Genomic DNA, 15,325 nt, shown 5'->3' with positions numbered 1-15,325 from the left:
CAATAAAGAAAGGGCTTACATTTAGAGGGTATCTTTAGAATACGAATACTTTGAGTATGTTTTATGTAAATGTTCGATATTTAATGCAGAAAAATGTTGGATTTTGTTGACACGTATGAGAGCAAGTGGTAAGATTACTTCGAAAAGAATCACTGCCTCATATAATCTTGGAGATAAGGTCCATAAGTTTCTACCTGGCAACCATGAATTGCTAGACTATGAGGGGAAAAGTGTGTAACAAAGGATGTAAAGGATCTTTGTGCCGAACTTTTTCTCGAAATGAGGAATGTTTATGGTGCAAAGTTTTTTTTATACAGTAAAGAGTGAAAATTTCATTTTAAAAAATTATTATTATTTATTCGACAATTGCGCTTATTTTTAGTGGTTAGTCATTTGTACTATGTTGTAAGTTGAAAAAAGAGAAAAGAAGTCTTACATCAGAGGTCGAATAATTGAAATGCGGGGGAGTCTTATGTCAGTAAAATCCGATAGTCGTCACCTATATTTACGGGTGATTGATCACATCAAAGAAAAAATTAAAGATGGGGCTTATAAAGAACGACAAAAGTTACCATCAGAGTTTGATTTAGCGAAAGAACTTGGCGTAAGTAGAGCGACTTTAAGGGAAGCGTTACGTATTTTAGAAGAAGAAAATGTTGTCATTCGTAGACATGGTGTAGGGACATTTGTAAATGCAAAGCCATTATTTTCTTCTGGAATAGAACAACTTTCTAGTATTACAGATATGATTTCTAGTGTGGGGAAAACACCAGGAACGATCTTTTTATCATCATCTACTACAACTTTAACAGAAGAGGAAAAAGAGAAGTTTAATAGTGAAGATGGTTTCAATGCAGTGATGATTGAACGCGTGCGTACAGCAGATGGGGAACCTGTTGTATATTGTATCGATAAACTTGCAAAAGAAATATTGCCAGATTTATCGGGTTACAATGAGGAGTCATTATTAACGGTGATACATAATAACACGCATAAGCGCATAACATATGCGGTTGCTCACATTGAGCCAATTGGCTATCACCCTAAAATCTCACCGATTTTAGAATGTGAGCCTGAAACAGCACTGCTTGTATTAAAACAAATGCACTATGATCAAAATGATGAGCCAATCTTATATTCTATCAATTACTTTAGAGCTGATAAGTTTAGCTTCCACGTATTAAGAAAGCGTATGTAGGTAAGTTCCTTTTTAGGGAGGTGACAGCAAGAAGTAAGGGACAGCAGCGAAAGAATAAAAAAATATATATCATTTTTGGAGGGGTTTCTAGTATGAAGAAAAAAGCAGGTCTTTTATTATCATTAACATTAGCAGCAAGTACAGTTTTAGGTGCATGTGGTAACTCGGATAAGGCAAGCAGTGATAAGAAAGACACGAAAGACTTCAAGGTCGGTATGGTAACGGATGTTGGGGGCGTTGATGACAAATCGTTCAACCAATCGTCTTGGGAAGGACTAAAAAAGTTTGGTAAAGATAACGGATTAAAGGAAAAGACAAATTATCGTTACCTACAGTCTGAAAAAGAAGCGGATTATATTCCAAACTTAAAGAAATTTTCAAAAGATAAGTATGATTTATCTTTCGGAATTGGTTATAAATTAGAAGGTGCAATTAAAGAAGTAGCAAAAGAATCTCCAAAACAACAATTTGCAATCGTTGATACTGTAGTAGATGCACCAAACGTAACGAGCATTACATTTAAAGATCATGAAGGTTCATTCCTTGTAGGTGCGGTAGCAGCTATGTCAACAAAATCGAATAAAGTAGGATTTGTTGGTGGGATGAAGAGTGATTTAATTAGTAAATTCGAAAATGGATTTAAAGCGGGTGCAAAAGCAGTAAATCCAAACATTGAAATCGTATCTGAATATGCAGAAGCATTCGATAAACCTGAAAAAGGTACAGTTCTTGCATCAGCAATGTATGGTCAAGGCGTAGACGTAATTTATCATGCTGCTGGTGGTACAGGTAACGGTGTATTCACTGAAGCGAAAAACCGTAAGAAAAAAGGTGAAAATGTTTGGGTAATCGGTGTTGACCGTGATCAAAACCAAGAAGGTATGCCTGAAAACGTAACATTAACTTCAATGGTAAAACGTGTAGATATCGCTGTTGAAAAAGTAGCGCAAGAAGCGAAAGACGGTAAGTTAAAAGGCGGTAAAGTAGAAGCGTTTGGTTTAAAAGATGACGGTATTGGTATTTCAAAAACAACTGATAACGTGAAAAAAGTTAACCCTGAAATTTTAACAAAAGTAGAAGAATTTGAAAAGAAAATTACAGACGGTGAAATTAAAGTACCGGCTACAGATAAAGAGTATAAAGAATATGAAGCTTCTCTAAAAAAATAAATAGAGAAATAGCAAAGGTTAGTTCATAGAACTAACCTTTGTATGTATAAAACTTCCGAATTGCTTAATAAGTTAATAGTGTAATAGGGAATGTTCCCTGTTAAAAGGAGGAACACAATGGAATACGTAATTGAGATGAATAACATTACGAAAGTATTCCCAGGCATTGTAGCGAATGATGATATTACGCTGCAAGTAAAGCAGGGTGAGATACATGCTTTACTTGGAGAAAATGGTGCAGGGAAATCCACATTGATGAATGTACTATTTGGTTTGTACCAACCAGAACAAGGTGAAATTAAAATTAAAGGAAAGTCTGTAAATATTACCAATCCGAATGTGGCAAATGACCTTGGTATTGGAATGGTTCATCAGCACTTTATGCTTGTTCATAATTTTACAGTTACAGAGAATATTATTCTCGGAAATGAACCGAGGAAAAAAGGGAAAATTGCTGTTGAGGAAGCTGCTAAAGAAATTCAAAAACTGTCTGAACAATACGGTTTAGCTGTAGATCCATATGCGAAAATACAGGATATTTCAGTGGGTATGCAACAGCGTGTTGAGATTTTGAAAACTCTTTACCGCGGTGCAGAAATTTTAATATTTGATGAACCGACAGCTGTGTTAACACCACAAGAAATTCATGAGCTAATTCAAATTATGAAAAAGCTTGTGCAAGAAGGAAAATCTATTGTTCTTATTACACATAAGTTGAAAGAAATTATGGAAGTTTGCGATCGTTGTACGATTATTCGTAAAGGAAAAGGAATTGGAACGGTTGACGTTGCAAATACGGATGAAAATAAACTTGCAGAATTAATGGTCGGACGTCAAGTGAATTTTAAAACAGAAAAAATAGACGCGAAACCAAAAGAAGAGGTACTTTCAATTGCAAATCTTGTTGTTCACGATGCACGTCAACTACCTGCTGTAAAAGGCCTTGACTTAACTGTTCGTGCGGGGGAAATTGTTGGGATTGCAGGGATTGATGGAAATGGACAAAGTGAATTAATAGAAGCAATTACTGGTTTACGAAAAGTTGAGTCAGGTTCTATTGCAATTAAAGGGAAAGAAATAACAAATTGGCCTGTTAGAAGAATAACAGAAGAAGGAATTGGTCATATTCCAGAAGATCGTCATAAACACGGACTCGTCCTTGATTTTTCTGTTAGAGATAATATAGTTCTGCAAACGTACTATAAGAATCCGTTTTCAAAGAAAGGGATTTTAAATTTCAGCAAAATTACAGAAAAAGCAAAGGCTCTTATTGAACAGTTTGATGTACGTACACCTAGTGAGCAAACTTTAGCACGCGCTCTATCTGGGGGAAATCAACAAAAAGCAATTATTGCACGTGAAGTAGACCGTGATCCAGATTTATTAATCGCAGCACAGCCAACACGTGGTTTAGATGTAGGAGCAATTGAATTTATTCATAAGAGATTAATAGAGCAAAGGGATAAAGGGAAAGGTGTATTACTTTTATCACTAGAGTTAGATGAAATCTTAAATGTTAGCGATCGAATTGCTGTTATTTATGAAGGGAAAATTGTAGCAATAGTTGATGCGAAAGAAACGAATGAACAACAGCTTGGATTGTTAATGGCTGGGGGAACAAAGAAGGAGCAGGTGGGTACAAATGGCTAAAAAACTTTTAACAGAACGAACGATAAATATTTTAGTCCCAGTACTATCCGTTATTTTTGGCTTACTTGTCGGAGCGATTGTAATGTTAGTTAGTGGTTATGATCCAATTGTAGGTTATAGTGCACTTTGGACAGGGATGTTCGGTAGCGCAAGTGCGATTGGTGAAACGCTTCGTACAATGATACCGCTTATTCTTGCTGGTTTATCAGTGGCGTTTGCATTTCGTACAGGTTTATTTAATATCGGGGTAGAGGGTCAATTGCTAGTTGGTTGGCTTGCAGCGGTTTGGTTCGGTTATGCAGTTTCACTACCAGCTTTCCTTCATATTCCATTATCTATTTTATTCGCAGCATTGGTAGGAGGAATTTGGGGCTTCATTCCTGGATATTTAAAAGGAAAGTTTCAAGTTAATGAGGTTATTGTAACAATTATGATGAACTATATCGCATTATATGTAACATATGACATCATTAAGCGCTTTTTACATGAAGGTAATGATAAAACGTATGACATTAAAGAGAGTGCATCACTATCTTCAGACTGGCTTGCTAGCATTACTGATGGTTCGCGTCTTCACTGGGGAATTATTGTAGCAATATTAATCGCTATTTTAATGTGGTTCTTATTAGATCGAACAACTTTAGGCTACGAATTAAAGTCGGTAGGATTTAATCAGCATGCTTCTCAATATGCAGGTATGAAAGTTTCTCGTAATGTAGTATTCTCCATGACAATTGCTGGTGCATTTGCGGGGATTGGTGGAGCGATGGAAGGATTAGGAACATTCCAGAGTATGACCGCGATGTCTTCGTTTACAGGAGTAGGATTTGATGGGATTGCCGTAGCATTACTTGGAGGGAATAATCCGTTTGGTATAATCCTTTCAGCTTTATTATTTGGTGGTTTGAAAAGTGCTTCCCCTCAAATGAACTTTGAGGCAGATGTACCATCAGAGCTTATTAATGTAATTATTGCATGTATCATCTTCTTTGTTGCATGTAGTTATGTGTTAAGATGGGCGCTTACACGCATGAGCAAGGAGGGGAAATAAATGAGCTTTTTAGATATATTAGCCATTCTTGTGACAGGTACGTTATATACATCGGCACCTATCATTTTCACAGCACTAGGTGGAGTATTTAGTGAACGATCGGGTGTTGTAAATATCGGATTAGAAGGACTAATGCTATTTGGTGCATTTATTGGAGTTGTTACAAACTTATTAATGGGTGATACTTGGGGAACGATGACCCCGTGGATTGCGTTATTATTTGCGGCAATTGGTAGTGGATTATTTGCATTACTTCATGCGGTAGCTTCTATTACATTCCGAGCAGATCAAGTTGTAAGTGGTGTAGCAATTAACTTCTTATCTCTTGGTTTAACGGTATTTGCAATTAAGAAGATTTTTGATAAAGGGCAGACTGACTTTATTCAGTATCGTATTGAAAAGATTGATATTCCAGGCCTTTCGGATATTCCGGTTTTAGGGAAAATATTTTTCTCGAATGTACCAATAACGTCGTATATTGCCATTATTTTAGCATTCGTTGTTTGGTATGTTATTTATAAAACACCGTTCGGTCTTCGTCTACGTGCTGTTGGTGAACACCCAATGGCAGCGGATACGATGGGGATTAACGTATATAAAATGCGCTATATTGGAGTCTGTATTTCAGGAGTGTTTGCTGGAATTGGTGGAGCGATTTTTGCAATGTCAATTTCTAATAACTTCTCAGGGGCAACTATTACAGGACAAGGTTTCTTAGCTTTAGCTGCTATGATTTTTGGAAAGTGGAATCCACTAGGCGCACTAGGTGCAGCTCTATTCTTTGGTTTTGCGCAATCTCTTAGTGTAACGGGCGGAACAATTCCTGTATTAGATCAAATTCCAAGTGTTTTATTAACGATATTACCATATGTATTCACAATATTAGCGCTTGTTGGTTTTGTAGGTCGTTCTGAAGCTCCGAAAGCATTAGGAACTCCTTATGAAAAAGGAAAACGATAAGTATTTTATAAGTATAAAAAAGCTCGCACATTAGTGTGGGCTTTTTTACATAGAATATATTTAATACGGAATTTTACTATGTTCCTTACATATTAAAGTTTTTAGAAAGAATCATATGTAAGCATAATAAGGGAGAAAAGTTGATTTTTTATTTCTAAAAACTGTATATTGAAGAGGAATATTCCTATATACGTAAAGGAGGGCTATAAATGAAACTAATGGAACAACAACTACATGAGTTAGGTGGTTTGCGCGTACATATTATTCCGACTGATAAATATAAAACGAATACCTTTGTATTTCGTTTTAAAGCGCCTTTAAATGAGGAGACGGTGACAGAGCGTGCCCTATTGCCATACGTATTGCAAAGTGCCACAGAAAAATTACCTTCTGTAATTCGTCTTCGTCAATATTTAGAAGAATTATACGGGTCTTCTTTAGCGGTAGATGTAAGTAAAAAAGGGGAAGACCATATTATCTCCATTTATGTAGACATTGCAAATGAAGTTTATTTACATGATGCACCACCGTTATTTGAAAAAGCGCTTTCTATGTTGTCTGATATTGTGTTACATCCAGCAACCGAGGGGAACGGTTTCCTATCTTCTATCGTAGAAAGTGAAAAAAGAGCACTGTTACAGAGAATTGAAGCTACTTATGATGATAAAATGCGTTATGCAAACGAGCGTTTAATTGAAGAAATGTGCAAAGTAGAACCGTATCGTTTAAGTGCAAATGGAAAAAAAGAGAGTGTTGCTTCTATTACAAATGAAAGTCTGTATCAATATTATCAAAAGGTGTTAGCGGAAGATGAGATGGATCTATATATTATTGGTGATATTTCAGAAAACGCCGTTGATCTTGTAAGTAAGTATTTTTCTATTTCAGCTCGTCCAGTGAGAGAAAGAAATGTACTCCTTCATAGACGAAATAATGAAGAAAAAGAAGTTGTTGAAAAACAAGAATTAAAACAAAGTAAATTACACATCGGTTATCGTACATTTGTCACATATAAAGATGAAGATTATTTTGCATTGCAATTGTTCAATGGATTGTTTGGTGGTTTTTCTCATTCGAAGTTATTCGTAAATGTGCGTGAAAAAAATAGTTTAGCGTACTATGCAGCATCGCGCTTTGAAAGTCATAAAGGTTTATTATTTGTTATGTCAGGAATCGAAGCGAAAAATTATGAAAAAGCAGTTGAGATTATTAAAGAACAAATGCTTGCGATGCAAAACGGAGAGTTTTCTGAAGAAGAAATACATCAAACAAAAAGTGTCATCCAAAATCAAATATTAGAGGCGATTGATACACCGCGTGGATTTGTAGAAATGCTATATCATGGTATTATTTCAGATCGTACACGTCCAGTTGAAGAATGGCTTACAGGTATAGAAAGTGTAACAAAAGAAGAAATTGTAAAAGTAGCTAAAAATATTGAACTAGATACAATTTACTTTTTACAAGGAACGGAGGGAGAGTAAATGGAAAAAATTGTTTATGAGCAATTAAAAGAAACACTCTATTATGAAAAACTTCCTAATGGATTAGATGTATATGTTTTACCGAAACAAGGATTTAATAAAACATTTGCGACGTTTACGACGAAATATGGTTCAGTAGATAATACATTTGTACCATTGGGGAAAGAAGAAATGATTCGTGTGCCTGATGGGATTGCACATTTTCTTGAGCATAAATTATTTGAAAAAGAAGATCACGATGCTTTCCAATTGTTTAGTAAACAAGGAGCATCGGCAAATGCTTTTACATCCTTCACACGAACAGCTTACCTTTTTTCATGTACTTCAAACGTAGAACAAAATTTAAATACATTGCTAAACTTCGTGCAAGAGCCTTATTTCTCTGAAAAAACAGTTGAAAAAGAGAAGGGGATTATTGGGCAAGAAATTCAAATGTATCAAGATAACCCAGATTGGCGTTTGTACTTTGGGTTAATTGATAGCTTGTTTGTAAAACACCCAATTAAAATTGATATTGCAGGCACAATCGAATCTATTAGTAAAATTACGAAACATTTATTATATGAATGTTATGAAACATTTTATCATCCGAGCAATATGTTATTATTTGTTGTGGGTGCAATTGATCCAGAGAAAACAATGGATTTAGTACGTGAAAATCAAGCGGAAAAAGATTATAAAAACCAGCCAGAAATTGTGCGTTCATTTGAAGAGGAACCAAATGAGGTAAATGAAAAGAAAAAAATTATTTCAATGCCTGTGCAAACACCGAAATGTTTAGTTGGTATTAAAGCGACTAATTTAAAAGAAAAGGGGCAAGCGCTTTTAAAACAAGAAATTGCGCTTACGTTACTCTTAGATTATTTATTTGGAAAAAGTTCTGTTCATTACGAAGCTTTATATAATGAAGGACTTATTGATGATTCATTCTCGTATGACTATACAGAAGAAAATAACTTCGGTTTTGCAATGGTTGGTGGTGATACGAAACAACCTGATGAATTGGCAGATCGTTTAAAAGATATTTTATTAAAAACAGATTATGATCAATTAGATGCGGCGGCATTAGAACGAGTGAAGAAAAAGAAAATTGGTGGTTTTTTACGCTCGTTGAATTCACCAGAATATATTGCAAATCAATTTACACGATATGCGTTTAATGAATCTAGTCTATTTGATGCATTGACTGTATTAGAAGGGCTGACGGTTCAAGACTTACAAGAAGTAGCAAAATTATTGTTATCAGAAGAAAAAATGAGTGTTTGTCAGGTGTTACCGAAAAAATAACATTTTAAAGATACCCTCATCTTATCATTGAAAAATTGTAAGATGAGGGTATTATTTAGTTGTGTGAAAATTGAACTTGTAGAGATAAGAGAGGGAATTTATGAAAAAGTATGCGTTAGTAACTGGAGGGAGCGGAGGGATTGGCTCTGCTATTTCGAAACAATTAATTCAAGATGGATATACAGTTTATGTTCATTACAATAACAGTGAAGGAAAGGTATTGGAATTGCAGAAAGCATGGGGAGAAGTTATCCCTGTTCAAGCGAATTTGGCTTCTAGTGATGGAGCAGAGCAATTGTGGGGACAAATTGAACACCCTATTGATGTTATTGTATACGCAGCTGGGAAGAGTATTTTTGGACTAGTAACAGATGTAACAAACGAAGAATTGGGTTATATGGTAGAACTTCAAGTGAAGAACGTATATAAATTACTTTCAATGGCACTTCCGCCTATGATCGGGAGGAGAAGTGGTAATATTGTAATTATTTCATCTATATGGGGACAAATAGGGGCTTCTTGTGAAGTGCTGTATTCAATGGTAAAAGGGGCGCAAAATTCATATGTGAAAGCTTTAGCGAAAGAAGTTTCTTTAAGTGGATTACGTGTGAATGCAGTAGCACCAGGAGCAATTGAAACGGAAATGTTAAGTGTTTTTTCTGAAGAAGATAAAATGGGAATTGCTGAAGATATACCATTAGGTAGAATAGGATTACCAGAAGAAGTAGCAAAAACAGTTTCATTCCTCGTATCACCAGGAGCATCATACATAACTGGACAAATCATCGGAGTGAATGGCGGTTGGCACTGCTAAAAATTTCTTACATAAAAAATGAACAGTTGCACAAATTAAGGATGATTTTATTACTCAATAGTGAGGTGCTTAATTATGTCAGTATTAGATAATTTTGATCAGTGGAAGAGCTTTTTAGGAGATCGTTTAGAGCAAGCGCAAGGAAAAGGTTTAGACGGCGGTGCGGTATCAGATATGGCATTTCGTGTTGGCGACTACCTTGCTAATGAAGTAGAAGGGCGCAATGACCAAGAGAAATTATTAGCTGAGCTTTGGAAAGTTGCTGATGAACAGGAGCAACATACAATTGCAAACTTAATGGTTAAGTTTGTACAACATAAGTAAAAGTAGAGAGGAGATTCTCCTCTCTACTTTTTTTGTATAATAATTACACAGGATAGATTATACATTTAGCTTCCCTATTAAGGTGAAATCATATAATATAGTACGTAGGTGTAAAGTAAGCAAGGGGAGTGATCTTGGATGATTGAATGGTATTTTGAATATGAAATACATAAAAACCGACCTGGCTTGCTTGGTGACGTTTCTTCGTTAATCGGTATGCTCGGCATTAATATTGTCACAATTAATGGTGTAGATAATGCACGACGTGGGTTACTTCTTATGTGTGATAATCAAGAGCAAATCTCTAGACTTGAATCAATTTTAAATACGATGGATAACATAACGGTAACGAAATATCGTCCGCCCAAGCTAAGAGATAAGCTAGCGGTTAGGCATGGTAGGTACATACAACGAGATGCAGATGATAAGAAAACATTTCGATTTGTGCGTGATGAATTAGGCTTACTTGTAGACTTTATGGCAGAAATTATGAAAAAAGAAGGCCATAAACTAATTGGGATACGCGGAATGCCTCGTGTCGGAAAAACAGAATCCATTGTTGCTGCAAGTGTTTGTGCAAATAAAAGGTGGTTATTTGTATCATCTACTCTTATTAAGCAAACTGTTCGTAGTCAATTAATTGAAGATGAGTATAGCGATGACAATATTTTCATCCTAGATGGAATTGTGTCAACGAAGCGTGCCAACGAAAGACATTGGCAGCTCGTTCGTGAAATTATGAGATTGCCTGCAACGAAAGTTGTGGAACATCCTGATGTATTTGTGAGTCAGTCAGAATACACATTGGATGATTTTGATTATATTATCGAGTTGCGTAACGATTATGATGAAGAAATTCAATATAATTTAGTAGATGAAATTGAGCAAGGTACGCAAAATAATTTCTCTATGTTTGACTTTTAAAGAAATATTGAGGTGTTAGTAGTGACGGAATTGGGACAAAAGCTGAAAGAAGCAAGAGAAGCGAAAGGCTTGTCTATTGATCAGCTGCATGAAATTACAAAAATTCAAAAACGCCATCTAGTGGCAATTGAAGAAGGCAATTATGATGTATTGCCAGGAGCTTTTTATGCGCGTGCATTCATTAAACAATACGCAGATGCTGTTGGATTAAATGGAGAGGAACTGCTTGTAGAACATCAGAGTACGATACCACAATCTGAAAGGCGTGAAGTTCCACAAGTATCAACGGGACAAAAAACACAAGAAACAATGCAAAAATCTTCATCATGGCCAGTTGCAGATCACATGCCGAAAATCTTAGTTGCGCTGTTAGTAATCGCGGTTGGAGTCGTAATCTGGTTTGTGTTTCAAGCGTTAACTGGAAAAGATGATGAAAAAGTTCCGAGTGCTCAAAGTGAGAAAATTGAAGTTCAAAAAGCGAAAGATTCTCCGTTAGATACGAAGAAAGCGGAAGAGCCAAAGAAAGAAGAGCCAAAGAAAGAAGAACTAAAGAAAGAAGAACCAAAGAAAGAGGAGCAGCCAGCACCACCAACTGGACAGCAAGAAGTGAAAGTAGTTGGAACAACTGGTAAGGTATCTACTTTGGAAATTCATAATAATAAAACGTTAGAATTGGAAATTTCAGCGAAGGGTGCAAGTTATGTAGATGTTAAGGATGATGCGGGTAATGAAATTCTAAACACTACAGTACAAAGCGGTCAAACAGAGAAACGCGATGTATCAACATTAAAAGAAGTACGACTTAATATTGGAAGTGCACCGAATGTTGAAATTAAACTGAATGGCCAAGTGCTTGCTTTCCCGTTAGATCCACAAAAAGAATATCACCAAAGATTGGTGATTAAAAACCAAGGGATAGAGCAACCTGCACAATAACAGTCATCGCTTCGATGACTTTTTTTTCGATGAACAAATGTTTTTGATATGATGGAGGAATAGCTGTGAATTTACCAAATAAAATTACAATATCTAGAATCTTCTTAATTCCAATTTTTATGGTAATTATGTTAGCGCCCTTTGATTGGGGTTCATACAAAATTGGTGATGTTGATTTGCCAATTCAACATTTAGTAGGGGCACTTATCTTTATCATTGCTTCAGCTACAGATTGGATTGATGGACATTACGCAAGAAAGTATAATCTTGTAACGAATTTAGGAAAGTTTCTTGACCCATTAGCTGATAAATTACTTGTTTCAGCAGCACTTATTACATTGGTAGAGATGCAATATGTACCGGCTTGGATTGTTATTGTAATTATCAGTCGTGAGTTTGCTGTAACAGGTTTACGTCTTGTACTTGCTGGAACAGGGGAAGTAGTTGCGGCAAATCAGCTAGGGAAAATTAAGACATGGACACAAATTATTGCGATTGCAGCATATTTATTACACGATGTACCTTTAAATTTAATCCATATTCCAGTTGCTGATATCTTCATATGGATTGCATTAATCTTTACTGTTATTTCAGGATGGGATTATTTCTGGAAAAATAGAGCTGCTTTTGTAAACTCAAAATAGAAGTTTATGGGGGAATTAGGATGAATGCTGAGATTATTGCGGTTGGAACTGAATTATTACTTGGACAAATTGCAAATACAAATGCCCAGTTTTTATCTGAAAAGTTAGCTTCAATTGGAATTAACGTGTACTATCATACTGTTGTTGGTGATAATAATAAGCGACTGCAAAAGGCGATTGAAGCTGCGGAAGAACGTGCTGATATACTTATTTTTACAGGTGGATTAGGACCGACAAAAGATGATTTAACGAAAGAAACGATAGCGGCTAGTTTAGATGAAGCGCTTGTGTATGATGAAAAGGCATTAGCCTTAATAAGTAATTACTTTAAGCGTACAGGCCGTGAATTTACGGAGAATAATAAAAAGCAAGCGCTCGTCTTAAATGGAGCAACAGTATTTGCAAATGACCACGGTATGGCGCCTGGTATGGGGGTAAATAAGAACGGAAAAGTTTATATTTTATTACCAGGGCCGCCAAAAGAAATGAAACCAATGTATGTAAGTTACGTGGAGCCTTTTTTACGTAATTTTACAACAGGAGAAAACATTTATTCCCGTGTGCTTCGTTTCTTCGGTATCGGGGAGTCCCAATTAGAGGTGAAAGTTCAAGATTTAATTGATGGACAAACAAACCCAACAATCGCCCCGCTAGCAAATGATGGAGAAGTGACATTACGTTTAACCGCTAAGCATCAAAATGTTAGCGAAGCGGAGAAACTAATTCAACATGTGGAAGATTTGATTTTAGAAAGGGTAGGAGAATTTTTCTACGGATATGACCAAGAATTTTTGCATTATAAGGCAATCGAGTTATTGAAGAGAAAAGGGTTAACTTTAGCATGTGCAGAAAGTTTAACAGGTGGTCTTTTTGGAAATCAAGTAACTGAAAATGCTGGTGTTTCTTCTGTATTTAAAGGCGGTGTCATTTGTTATCATAATGATGTGAAGCAACATGTATTGTGTGTGCCTGAAGAAGTGTTGCATACTGATGGTGCAGTTAGTAAAGAATGTGCTCGTTATCTTGCTGAAAATGTTAAGGATTTATTAAAAGCGGATATCGGAATTAGTTTCACTGGGGTAGCAGGGCCAGATGCTTCAGAACAGAAAGAGCCAGGAACAGTATTTGTTGGATTGGCGATTAAAGGTGAACAAACTGCAGTTTTTCCTCTTAATTTAAGTGGAAGTCGTCAACAAATTAGAGAACGCTCGACAAAATATGGATTTTATCATTTATATAAAAAGCTAGAAGAGATATAAGTTTCTTCTAGCTTTTTTTATAGTTAAATTACGTATTTATGTAATGGAAAATAAAAAAATCGAATAAATGTTCGATTTTTGTTGGCAAATTGAATTGAAAATAGGTATAATAAGATTAGCAATTCAGTTAAGGAGGAATTTTGAATGAGTGATCGTCAAGCGGCATTAGATATGGCGTTAAAACAAATAGAGAAGCAATTTGGTAAAGGTTCAATTATGAAATTAGGAGAACAAGCGGAACGTAGAATTTCTACAATTTCAAGTGGTTCTTTAGCACTTGATGTGGCATTAGGGGTAGGCGGATACCCACGTGGCCGTATTATCGAAATTTACGGACCTGAAAGTTCAGGTAAAACGACAGTTTCATTACATGCAATTGCAGAAGTACAACGTCAAGGTGGACAAGCAGCATTCATCGATGCGGAGCACGCAATGGATCCTGTATATGCACAAAAATTAGGCGTTAACATAGATGAATTACTATTATCACAGCCTGATACAGGGGAGCAAGGATTAGAAATCGCGGAAGCTCTTGTACGAAGTGGTGCGGTTGACATTATCGTAATTGACTCTGTAGCAGCTCTTGTACCGAAAGCAGAGATTGAAGGCGACATGGGTGACTCACACGTAGGTTTACAAGCACGTTTAATGTCACAAGCACTTCGTAAGCTTTCAGGAGCAATCAACAAATCAAAAACAATTGCAATCTTTATTAACCAAATTCGTGAAAAAGTTGGGGTTATGTTCGGAAACCCAGAAACAACTCCAGGTGGTCGTGCGTTGAAATTCTATTCAACTGTCCGTCTTGAAGTGCGTCGTGCGGAGCAATTAAAGCAAGGTAACGACATCGTTGGTAATAAAACAAAAGTAAAAGTAGTGAAAAATAAAGTAGCGCCACCATTCCGTGTTGCTGAAGTTGATATTATGTACGGAGAAGGTATTTCAAGAGAGGGTGAAATCTTGGATATGGCTTCTGAGCTTGATATCGTTCAAAAGAGCGGTGCTTGGTATTCTTATAATGAAGAACGTTTAGGACAAGGTCGTGAAAATTCGAAGCAATTCTTAAAAGAGAATACGGACTTAAGAGAGGAAATTGCCTTCTTTGTTCGTGATCATCACGGAATTGGTGAAGATTCTGGTGTGGAAGACACGGAAGATGCAACTCTTCAAGATTAAAAAATAAAAGACACGGGTCCCGTGTCTTTTATTTTTTTACCTTCTATTAAAGGGGTATCTATCGTAGTGGTTAAAATATTTTTTTGACTCAAATGGGATGTGTAAAGAGGAATATTCATACGTTTTAAGGGAATAAAATGGTATTTACTAAGGTTTTCCAGGATAGTATGCTATCAATTTTTCAAATTCAGATAACATTAAGGACTGAAGGTAAAGAAAGTAAAAGTAGACAACGCTTGACAATGAAAATTACGATAGATACAATGAGAATGTATATTTTTTCTTATATACGATATACTCTTCTCAAGAAGAGAAGTAATATTCGGAGTAAGGTTTAAATCTTACCGAAATAATAATATGACATTTTAATTGTGAAATGAAGAAAGTCCCTTAAAAAAGCGGGACGACGGTCTTTGCTGTATATTGTAATTTAATGTACATGCCGACAG

General features: G+C 35.9%; 14 protein-coding genes and 1 riboswitch. All 14 genes read left to right on the top strand.

Annotation, left to right across the window (positions count from 1 at the left end; translation table 11 throughout):
• Positions 1-137: 137 nt before the first annotated feature.
• A riboswitch (purine riboswitch) is annotated at positions 138-239 on the top strand.
• A 233-nt stretch (positions 240-472) separates the two neighbouring features.
• The 14 genes from CN409_RS13825 to recA all read left to right on the top strand — a co-directional run bounded on the left by CN409_RS13825 (position 473) and on the right by recA (position 14,876).
• Complete coding sequence (locus CN409_RS13825) at positions 473-1,198, top strand: GntR family transcriptional regulator (RefSeq protein ID WP_000114182.1); 726 nt, start codon at positions 473-475, stop codon at positions 1,196-1,198.
• 92 nt (positions 1,199-1,290) lie between these two features.
• Positions 1,291-2,367, top strand: coding sequence for a BMP family lipoprotein (locus CN409_RS13820; RefSeq protein ID WP_000725767.1), 1,077 nt, complete (start codon positions 1,291-1,293; stop codon positions 2,365-2,367).
• A 117-nt stretch (positions 2,368-2,484) separates the two neighbouring features.
• Entirely contained in the window at positions 2,485-4,017 is a 1,533-nt protein-coding gene (locus CN409_RS13815; RefSeq protein ID WP_000456928.1) for an ABC transporter ATP-binding protein, read from the top strand.
• Positions 4,010-5,068, top strand: a complete 1,059-nt coding sequence (locus tag CN409_RS13810; protein WP_001085255.1) for an ABC transporter permease — start codon at positions 4,010-4,012, stop codon at positions 5,066-5,068. The genes CN409_RS13815 and CN409_RS13810 overlap by 8 nt, the downstream gene beginning before the upstream one ends.
• Positions 5,069-6,028 carry an ABC transporter permease gene (locus CN409_RS13805; protein ID WP_000008857.1) on the top strand — a complete coding sequence of 320 codons (960 nt, stop codon included), beginning with the start codon at positions 5,069-5,071 and terminating at the stop codon, positions 6,026-6,028. It begins immediately after the preceding gene.
• Between the two features lie 209 nt (positions 6,029-6,237).
• Positions 6,238-7,512 carry an EF-P 5-aminopentanol modification-associated protein YfmF gene (gene yfmF, locus CN409_RS13800; RefSeq protein WP_000772416.1) on the top strand — a complete coding sequence of 425 codons (1,275 nt, stop codon included), beginning with the start codon at positions 6,238-6,240 and terminating at the stop codon, positions 7,510-7,512.
• A complete protein-coding gene (gene yfmH / locus CN409_RS13795) occupies positions 7,513-8,799 on the top strand; it encodes an EF-P 5-aminopentanol modification-associated protein YfmH (protein WP_097980902.1) in 1,287 nt (428 codons plus the stop codon). It abuts the gene before it with no gap.
• A 100-nt stretch (positions 8,800-8,899) separates the two neighbouring features.
• Positions 8,900-9,613 (top strand): elongation factor P 5-aminopentanone reductase, encoded by a 714-nt coding sequence (gene ymfI, locus CN409_RS13790; RefSeq protein ID WP_000759625.1) that lies wholly within the window; start codon positions 8,900-8,902, stop codon positions 9,611-9,613.
• Between the two features lie 75 nt (positions 9,614-9,688).
• Positions 9,689-9,937 (top strand): DUF3243 domain-containing protein, encoded by a 249-nt coding sequence (locus tag CN409_RS13785; protein ID WP_000114444.1) that lies wholly within the window; start codon positions 9,689-9,691, stop codon positions 9,935-9,937.
• Between the two features lie 138 nt (positions 9,938-10,075).
• On the top strand, positions 10,076-10,861 hold the full coding sequence (locus CN409_RS13780; RefSeq protein ID WP_000574107.1) for a DUF3388 domain-containing protein: 786 nt from the start codon (positions 10,076-10,078) through the stop codon (positions 10,859-10,861).
• Between the two features lie 21 nt (positions 10,862-10,882).
• On the top strand, positions 10,883-11,797 hold the full coding sequence (locus CN409_RS13775) for a helix-turn-helix domain-containing protein (RefSeq protein WP_000137465.1): 915 nt from the start codon (positions 10,883-10,885) through the stop codon (positions 11,795-11,797).
• A gap of 65 nt (positions 11,798-11,862) precedes the next feature.
• Positions 11,863-12,441 carry a CDP-diacylglycerol--glycerol-3-phosphate 3-phosphatidyltransferase gene (pgsA, locus tag CN409_RS13770; protein ID WP_001052967.1) on the top strand — a complete coding sequence of 193 codons (579 nt, stop codon included), beginning with the start codon at positions 11,863-11,865 and terminating at the stop codon, positions 12,439-12,441.
• Between the two features lie 20 nt (positions 12,442-12,461).
• The gene (locus CN409_RS13765; protein ID WP_097980903.1) at positions 12,462-13,700 is read left to right on the top strand and encodes a competence/damage-inducible protein A; all 1,239 of its coding nucleotides are present in this window, start codon (positions 12,462-12,464) and stop codon (positions 13,698-13,700) included.
• A 144-nt stretch (positions 13,701-13,844) separates the two neighbouring features.
• Complete coding sequence (recA, locus tag CN409_RS13760; protein WP_001283853.1) at positions 13,845-14,876, top strand: recombinase RecA; 1,032 nt, start codon at positions 13,845-13,847, stop codon at positions 14,874-14,876.
• Positions 14,877-15,325: the final 449 nt, after the last annotated feature.

This window comes from Bacillus sp. AFS012607, from assembly GCF_002558005.1.
GTDB lineage: Bacteria > Bacillota > Bacilli > Bacillales > Bacillaceae_G > Bacillus_A > Bacillus_A thuringiensis_S.
This window is presented reverse-complemented; position numbering and strand designations above follow the sequence as displayed.

Excerpts from the sequence above, each read along its gene's own strand:
- CN409_RS13825 (WP_000114182.1), top strand. The coding sequence starts at position 473 with ATGTCAGTAAAATCCGATAGTCGTCACCTATATTTACGGGTGATTGAT.
- CN409_RS13820 (WP_000725767.1), top strand. The coding sequence starts at position 1,291 with ATGAAGAAAAAAGCAGGTCTTTTATTATCATTAACATTAGCAGCAAGT.
- CN409_RS13815 (WP_000456928.1), top strand. The coding sequence starts at position 2,485 with ATGGAATACGTAATTGAGATGAATAACATTACGAAAGTATTCCCAGGC.
- CN409_RS13810 (WP_001085255.1), top strand. The coding sequence starts at position 4,010 with ATGGCTAAAAAACTTTTAACAGAACGAACGATAAATATTTTAGTCCCA.
- CN409_RS13805 (WP_000008857.1), top strand. The coding sequence starts at position 5,069 with ATGAGCTTTTTAGATATATTAGCCATTCTTGTGACAGGTACGTTATAT.
- yfmF (WP_000772416.1), top strand. The coding sequence starts at position 6,238 with ATGAAACTAATGGAACAACAACTACATGAGTTAGGTGGTTTGCGCGTA.
- yfmH (WP_097980902.1), top strand. The coding sequence starts at position 7,513 with ATGGAAAAAATTGTTTATGAGCAATTAAAAGAAACACTCTATTATGAA.
- ymfI (WP_000759625.1), top strand. The coding sequence starts at position 8,900 with ATGAAAAAGTATGCGTTAGTAACTGGAGGGAGCGGAGGGATTGGCTCT.
- CN409_RS13785 (WP_000114444.1), top strand. The coding sequence starts at position 9,689 with ATGTCAGTATTAGATAATTTTGATCAGTGGAAGAGCTTTTTAGGAGAT.
- CN409_RS13780 (WP_000574107.1), top strand. The coding sequence starts at position 10,076 with ATGATTGAATGGTATTTTGAATATGAAATACATAAAAACCGACCTGGC.
- CN409_RS13765 (WP_097980903.1), top strand. The coding sequence starts at position 12,462 with ATGAATGCTGAGATTATTGCGGTTGGAACTGAATTATTACTTGGACAA.
- recA (WP_001283853.1), top strand. The coding sequence starts at position 13,845 with ATGAGTGATCGTCAAGCGGCATTAGATATGGCGTTAAAACAAATAGAG.